The following is a 6708-nucleotide window of genomic DNA, read 5'->3' on the forward strand; positions in this document are numbered from 1 at the left end:
ACTTTAAACACTTTGTTCATATAGTTTCCCTTTATTCTTTAGGATTGTTAAGAAGCTGTACACGATGCTACAGCACCAAAAAATTCAACGTCAGAAAGGCGACGACCACAAATTTTGACCACAGTTCCCCCTTTCTTTCTGGCCAGAACAGCTTATTTTAAGAGAACTCTGTATAAAAAGAAAGCATAATAAAAAAGATTTACCTAAAATTACAATTAATTAAGGTAAAATTCGAGTTATGTAAATCTACGTAAAGATTTTTGAAAAATTTTTACGAGAAACTTAAAGAAGTGTAAATTTTTGTATGAAAAATGAGCTATTTTAGAGAAAGGGAGCGTAAGATTCCCTCTTATTTCTACTTCGTCAAATCATAGCTCCAATCGAGCAATTTAAAAATTTCTTCGCTCTCTACACCATGATCTAACAAAATTGTTAGCCAGTGTGTTTTGTTCATGTGATAGGCAGGTAAAAAAGGCGAAGATTGTCGCAAAATACTCACCATATCGGGCAGGCATTTAAGATTAATAAAATCCGTTTCCCCTTCTTCTTTTAAACCCAGTTTCGTTTTAGCGATTTTGCCGATAAGGGCATACCATTTTCCTTTTGCATTGCTGTGGCGCAAAATCGCATAGTCCGGAAACTTTGCCCAAAGGTATTCGGGCTGCGTGGCATATTGATTCGCTGCGTAATCCATTATCTGCTGTGCTTGGCGCATAGTTTGTTCCTTTTATATTGCAAAGTGCGGTCAAAATTTAAAGACATTAAAAAAACACCTAAAAATATAACCGCACTTTTGTCTTTCTTTACTTTAGTCACAGCTAGTAAGATAATAAATGAAAACTATTATCAAAATACAAGTATTAGACTTGTTTCATTATAAGGAGATAACCATGACAATGAATAGACGTGATTTTTTAAGAATGAGCGCAGCACTTACGGCAGCGGGCATGTCGCCTTCTCTCTTTGCGGCAACAAAAGAGCAATTTACCATTTATGGTGCACCCGCGATGCCAAGTGTAACCATTGCGGTGGCGGCAGCGCAAGGTAAATTAGCCAAACAAGCGGATGTCGCATTAGAGATTTGGCGTTCGCCTGATCAGTTGCGTGCGGGTGTGGCAAGTGGGCAATTTAAGGTGATGATGAGCCCAAGTAATGTGGGCGTGAATTTACGTAATCAAGGGCAACAAGTTGGTATGGTAAATATTCTCACCAATGGCATTACGCAGTTAATGTGTAAAGGTGGTGCCATTACTTCACCGCAAGAATTGGTGGGTAAAAAAATCCTAGTGCCATTTAAAAACGATATGCCAGACATCGTGTTGCAAGCTTTACTGAAAAAACTGAATATTGATATTAATAAAGTGGAGATCACCTATGCGGCCACACCAACTGAGGCGATTGGTTTGTTCTTGCTTAAAGATTTCCATGCTGCCATTCTGCCAGAACCCATGGCGAGTGCTGTTGTGCTGAAAGCTAAAATTGTTGGTACGGAGATTGTCCGCGGCTTCGATTTAGTGAAAGAATGGGGACAAGCGTTTAACACCAAACCACTTATTCCAATGGCGGGCATTATTGCTAACGAAGAATACTTCCACGCACACAAGGCTGAGTTTGATCTACTTCACCAAGATTTAAGTGATGCGTTAAACTGGATTATGGCTAACCGTAAAAGTGCGGCTGAAATTGGTGCTAATTATCTGCCAGCACCAGAAGCCGCTATTGAAATGGGCTTAGACGGTGCGCGCTTAACGGTGACCAAAGCCAGTGAACTGAAAAATGAAATCATGCAATTCTATGAAACCTTGATGGAGTTCAATCCAAAACTCTTAGGTGGTAAATTACCAGATGATAAATTCTTCTTGGCTTAATTTGAAACTGAATCACATAACATGATTAAAACTGACAAAATCCGTAAACCACAACCTGTCCTGTTTTACATCATCGACTATCTCTGGAGCGGTTTTACCGGCTTGAGTGTGGCGATGATGGTGGTTGCCTTGTGGGCTTGGGGCAGCTCAGTATTTGGTGAATTTATGCTGCCTGCTCCCGCGGATGTTTTTCAAAAAGCCCTTGAGTTGCTCGAACATTTCCAACAAAACGAAATCGGTATTTCGTTATGGCGTTCTGTGGTGGGTATTACCATCGCATTAGTCGCTGGCTTAGCCGCAGGACTGATTGCGGGCAGCTTTAAAACCGCAATGGCATTGCTCAAACCCATCATTACGATTTTATTAGCCATGCCGCCAATTATTTGGGTCGTGATGGCATTATTTTGGTTTGGCTTTGGCAATCCTAGCGTGCTATTTACCATTATCGTATTAGTCGCCCCGCTGACCTTTGCCAGTGCTGCTATGGGCATGGCAAGTGTAAACAAACAACATGAAGAATTGTTTGATGCGTACAAACTCGGATTGTGGAAAAAAATCCGCTATTTGTATGTTCCCCATCTCACAGGCTATGTGATTTCCAGTATTGGCGTCGCGGTTGCTATGGGCGTAAAAGTGGTAATTATGGCTGAGCTTTTGGGAGCCAATGAGGGTGTGGGAGCACAGATTGCCGATGCCAGAGCCATGTTAGATACATCAACGGTCATGGCTTATGTGTTGTTAGTGATTGTGTTTGTTTCCCTCTTTGAATATTTGATTACCAAGCCATTGGAAATCCTGTTCATGCCGTGGAGAAGATAATGCTGAGTTTAAAGAATGTGCGTTTTGAAATTCTCCGCGATCCCATCGTGCGCGATTTCAGTATGGATTTACAACCGGGCGAAGTGAAAACTTTATTCGGTCCTAGTGGCTGTGGTAAAACTACGGTACTGCGTTTGATTTCAGGTTTAGAAACACCAAAATCGGGCGAAATCAAGAATACATTTCGTAAAACGGGGTTTCTGTTTCAAGAAAACCGTCTATTAGAAAATCTCACTGCCATGCAGAATATCGCCATTTTTATGGATAATCCTAATGAAAATGAAATCATTGCGTTGGCAGAAAAGATTGGGCTTTCTTCGGGTGACTTGAATAAATACCCGACCGAATTATCGGGCGGTATGGCAAAACGCGTGGCATTTTTGCGTCTATTGCTATGCGGCTGTGATTTAGCCTTATTGGATGAACCTTTTGTCGGTTTGGATCGCGATTTACGTGATATTTTAGCCGCTATGCTTGTAGAGAAAATTGAGCAACAAGGCATGGCTTGTATTTTAGTGACGCACGATCGTTTTGAAGCGGCTCGATTAAGCCGAGAAATCATGCAGCTTTATCCAAAGGGGATGGATGTACAAAATGTGATTACTTTGCCAACGCCATTATCTGAGCGCAATTCAGCCTTTGAAGAAACCATAGTCGCACGAGAATTTCAAGGAATCCATTATTATGAATAATTTCTTTACCCATCCGATGCGACCCTTTTTTGTTGGAGCTGCCATTCTTGCGATTGTGGGGGCGTTGAGCTTTTTCATCAGCCCCGATGATCTCATCCTACACCGCAAAATTTTCTTAGAATTTATGCTGCCAGCCGCATACGGCGGCTTTCTGACAGCTTCCATGCTTGAATGGACAAATTACAAAGGCAATTTAAAACCTATTGCGACGATTTTAGCGGTACTCTTACTTGCGGGATTGATGTTATTGCCATTTTTCCCGCAAACCGCCTCGTTTTTAGTGGCAGCTTATTGGCTCGCTTTATTACTCTTTTGTGCTTGGCTGTTTTGGTTGGATCGCAATACCGACAATTTTACTTTACTGATGTTACTTGCAGCATTTATGGTTTGTCAGACAGCTTACGCCATGACTGATAGTCTGAAATTATTGCGGGCACAGGTGCATTTGAATATGGCGGCAGTGATGTTTGTATCAATTCGAGTCAGCATTCTATTAGGCGCAGAGGCACTGAAAGAAAGTACATTGAAAGATCCTGTATTTATCCCGAATGTCGTGTATAAAAATATCGCAATTACATTTTTATTACTTCATACCGCAGCAGAGCTTTGGTTACCTACGCAAACAGCCACTTTTACTGCCTTTGCAGTTGGCTTTATCTTGCTTGCCAAGTTACGCGAATTACATCATCACGAACTGCTACGTAAACATTACATACGCACTTATTATTTCCTTCAACTGTTCGCCGCAATTGGTTATTTGTGGATTGGCATAAATAAATTAATTGATGAGCCTACTGCCGATCCGTTACACATGGTGACACTCGGCGGCATTCTCGGCAGTATGATGATGATTTGGCTCACCGCGGGATTATGGCATAGTGGCTTTACGAAACTGGATTACCCAAAACTCTGTCGCCTTGCCGTGCTTTGTCTTTTTACGGCGGCACTTTCCCGAGCTTGTTTAATGTATGTGGACGAGCTGTTTTTTATCACGATTCCGGCTATTTTAATTGCCATTGTGTTTGTGCTGTATCTTGCAACCTTTGTGCCGATATTCCGAAACAATGCCTTTACGGATGATCCAGAATAATGACCAATCCGCACACCAACGTGCGGATTTTTGATATTTTTTAGACCGCACTTAATAGGCTTTTAATTGAGCCATTGCTTTACAATCTGCAGCTTGATGATCATCTTCGGTAATTAAACTTTGTAGGAAATGTTTAATTTCAGTCAGTTCCGCAATTTTTTCTTCGACTGAAACCAAATGCTTCGCCAACATGCTATCCACTTCGCAATGTTGAGATTGCTGCGTTTTCATCTCATTAAAAAATTTAATTTCGGCCAAACTAAAATCTAACGCTCGGCAGGTTTTAATAAATTTTAATTGCTTCAAACTGGCTTCATCATAATCTCGATAACCATTTGCCAGACGTTTAGGCTCTGGCATTAACCCCATTTTTTCATAATACCGAATCGTTTCTAAATGAATACCGCTTTGTTTGCTCAGTTCATGAATCTTCATCTTGTTAAAATCAAGCCTTGACCTTGTAGTTACTACGGACTTTATACTTTATCTCAAGTTAATTAAAGACACAATGAGGAGCATTATGTCCGACCACCATTCCCATGAACATCATGGCCATTCATCTCATGAGCATATTCCACAAGATAAAAAAATCTTAGCACTCAGTTTTGCCATCATTACGGGCTTTATGGTTGTCGAATTTATTGGTGGCTACTGGTTTAACAGTTTGGCGCTCATGGCTGATGCGGGACACATGGCAAATGATAGTTTATCGTTATTTTTAGCCTTGTTAGCGTTGTTTCTATCCGCTCAAAAACAACGATACATTGCTTTACTTAATAGCGGTTCATTGATTGTTGTGGCACTGATGATTTTAGTTGAAGCCATTCAACGCTGGCAAAATCCCATCGAGATGATGGCATTACCGATGCTTGGTGTGGCATCTTTAGGATTATTGGTAAACCTTTTCGTTGCAAAGATGATGTTAAACAGCGATCATGATAATCTCAATATCAAAGCGGCGTATCTACATGTACTCACCGATTTATTCGGTTCCATTATTGCGATACTTTCGGGGCTAAGCGCTTATTTTCTGGGATGGTTATGGGTTGATCCGCTAGCAAGTATGATATTAAGTGTACTGGTATTAAAAAGTGGGATTGGCACATTCCGTTTGGCGCTTAAAAACATCTAAAAAATGAACCGCACTTTGTTTTGATATTTCCAAAGTGCGGTCAATTTTCAGCGATTATTTCAACTCGCCTCGTTCTACAATAATTCCGACATTATTTGCTTGAGCAACCGCTTTAGGTTTACTTAATTTCAGACGTAACCATGAAATCCCAAAACGTTGTTGTAATTGATCTGCTACTTCATAAGCCACGCGCTCAATCAATAAAAATGGCTTAGCTTGAACATAATCTAAAATAAATTGGCTCACTTCGGCATAATTAAGGCAATATTGCACATCATCCATTTCTGCGGCTTTTTGACAATCCCATGCCATTTCCAAATCAAAAACGAGCTTTTGTTTGATTTGTTGTTCCCAGTCATACACACCGATTCGTGCGAAGACCACTAATTCTTCAATAAAAATACGATCCATCTCTCATTCCTGTAAAAATATAGTGGGCTTATGCTATCAAGTTTGGTTAAAATAACGAACAAGTTTTTCAAATACAATCAAGATTGTGGAGCACAAAATGAGCCTATTTGCCCTTTTTTATATGATTTTTGCTTATTTACTGGGTTCGATTTCCAGTGCAATTTTGATTTGTAAGGTAGCTGGCTTACCTGACCCACGAAAAAACGGCTCTAATAATCCTGGTGCAACAAATGTATTGCGTATTGGCGGACGTTGGGCGGCTCTCGCAGTATTAATTTGCGATATTTTAAAAGGGATGTTACCGGTTTGGGCAGGCTATTATTTAGGGCTCACGCAATTTGAATTAGGCATGGTTGCCTTGGGTGCGTGTTTAGGACATATCTTCCCCATTTTCTTTCAGTTTAAAGGCGGAAAAGGTGTCGCGACCGCATTCGGTGCCATCGCGCCCATCTCTTGGGGCGTTGCTGGTTCAACCTTAGGTACGTGGTTGTTAGTCTTCTTAATTAGTCGTTATTCCTCACTAAGTGCGGTCATTACGGCGCTTCTCGTTCCATTCTACGTTTGGTGGCTTAAACCGGAATTTACCTTCCCCGTTGCCTTAGTTTGCTGCTTGCTGATTTATCGTCACCACGACAACATTCAGCGTTTATGGCGAGGCCAAGAAGATAAAATGTGGGGAAAATCTAAAAAGAAATA

Annotated in this window: 9 protein-coding genes; 6 read left to right on the forward strand and 3 right to left on the reverse strand. The window is 40.8% G+C overall.

What is annotated here, in order from left to right:
• Positions 1-355: 355 nt before the first annotated feature.
• The gene (locus O3746_RS10165; protein ID WP_371448991.1) at positions 356-715 is read right to left on the reverse strand and encodes an MmcQ/YjbR family DNA-binding protein; all 360 of its coding nucleotides are present in this window, start codon (positions 713-715) and stop codon (positions 356-358) included.
• A 175-nt stretch (positions 716-890) separates the two neighbouring features.
• Between O3746_RS10165 and O3746_RS10170 the strand changes: the two genes are divergently transcribed.
• Genes O3746_RS10170 through O3746_RS10185 form a run of 4 tightly spaced genes read left to right on the forward strand, consistent with a single transcriptional unit; the run spans position 891 to position 4469 of the window.
• Positions 891-1868, forward strand: coding sequence for an ABC transporter substrate-binding protein (locus tag O3746_RS10170; RefSeq protein WP_371448993.1), 978 nt, complete (start codon positions 891-893; stop codon positions 1866-1868).
• A gap of 21 nt (positions 1869-1889) precedes the next feature.
• Positions 1890-2687: an ABC transporter permease gene (locus O3746_RS10175; protein ID WP_371448995.1), complete on the forward strand. Its 798-nt coding sequence runs from the start codon at positions 1890-1892 to the stop codon at positions 2685-2687.
• On the forward strand, positions 2687-3379 hold the full coding sequence (locus tag O3746_RS10180; protein WP_371448997.1) for an ATP-binding cassette domain-containing protein: 693 nt from the start codon (positions 2687-2689) through the stop codon (positions 3377-3379). The genes O3746_RS10175 and O3746_RS10180 overlap by 1 nt, the downstream gene beginning before the upstream one ends.
• Positions 3372-4469 (forward strand): NnrS family protein, encoded by a 1098-nt coding sequence (locus O3746_RS10185; RefSeq protein WP_371448999.1) that lies wholly within the window; start codon positions 3372-3374, stop codon positions 4467-4469. The genes O3746_RS10180 and O3746_RS10185 overlap by 8 nt, the downstream gene beginning before the upstream one ends.
• 51 nt (positions 4470-4520) lie before the next feature.
• Here O3746_RS10185 and O3746_RS10190 read toward each other — a convergent pair whose 3' ends face one another.
• Entirely contained in the window at positions 4521-4904 is a 384-nt protein-coding gene (locus O3746_RS10190) for a MerR family transcriptional regulator (protein WP_049356170.1), read from the reverse strand.
• A gap of 85 nt (positions 4905-4989) precedes the next feature.
• Here O3746_RS10190 and O3746_RS10195 point away from each other — a divergent pair, with 85 nt between their 5' ends.
• Positions 4990-5601, forward strand: a complete 612-nt coding sequence (locus O3746_RS10195) for a cation diffusion facilitator family transporter (RefSeq protein ID WP_371449002.1) — start codon at positions 4990-4992, stop codon at positions 5599-5601.
• A gap of 54 nt (positions 5602-5655) precedes the next feature.
• On the opposite strand, the gene folB is transcribed toward O3746_RS10195, so the two are convergent.
• Complete coding sequence (gene folB, locus O3746_RS10200; RefSeq protein WP_371449004.1) at positions 5656-6012, reverse strand: dihydroneopterin aldolase; 357 nt, start codon at positions 6010-6012, stop codon at positions 5656-5658.
• 97 nt (positions 6013-6109) lie between these two features.
• On the opposite strand from folB, the gene plsY reads away from it, so the two are divergent.
• The coding region (gene plsY, locus O3746_RS10205; protein WP_197570133.1) for a glycerol-3-phosphate 1-O-acyltransferase PlsY at positions 6110-6708 on the forward strand (599 nt) is incomplete at its 3' end.

This window comes from Haemophilus sp. 27098_8_127, from assembly GCF_041433495.1.
Classification (GTDB): Bacteria; Pseudomonadota; Gammaproteobacteria; order Enterobacterales; family Pasteurellaceae; genus Haemophilus_D.

Bases quoted from the DNA above. Each gene is read 5' to 3' on its own strand.
- O3746_RS10165 (WP_371448991.1), bottom strand. From the start codon at position 715: ATGCGCCAAGCACAGCAGATAATGGATTACGCAGCGAATCAATATGCC.
- O3746_RS10170 (WP_371448993.1), top strand. From the start codon at position 891: ATGACAATGAATAGACGTGATTTTTTAAGAATGAGCGCAGCACTTACG.
- O3746_RS10175 (WP_371448995.1), top strand. From the start codon at position 1,890: ATGATTAAAACTGACAAAATCCGTAAACCACAACCTGTCCTGTTTTAC.
- O3746_RS10180 (WP_371448997.1), top strand. From the start codon at position 2,687: ATGCTGAGTTTAAAGAATGTGCGTTTTGAAATTCTCCGCGATCCCATC.
- O3746_RS10185 (WP_371448999.1), top strand. From the start codon at position 3,372: ATGAATAATTTCTTTACCCATCCGATGCGACCCTTTTTTGTTGGAGCT.
- O3746_RS10190 (WP_049356170.1), bottom strand. From the start codon at position 4,904: ATGAAGATTCATGAACTGAGCAAACAAAGCGGTATTCATTTAGAAACG.
- O3746_RS10195 (WP_371449002.1), top strand. From the start codon at position 4,990: ATGTCCGACCACCATTCCCATGAACATCATGGCCATTCATCTCATGAG.
- folB (WP_371449004.1), bottom strand. From the start codon at position 6,012: ATGGATCGTATTTTTATTGAAGAATTAGTGGTCTTCGCACGAATCGGT.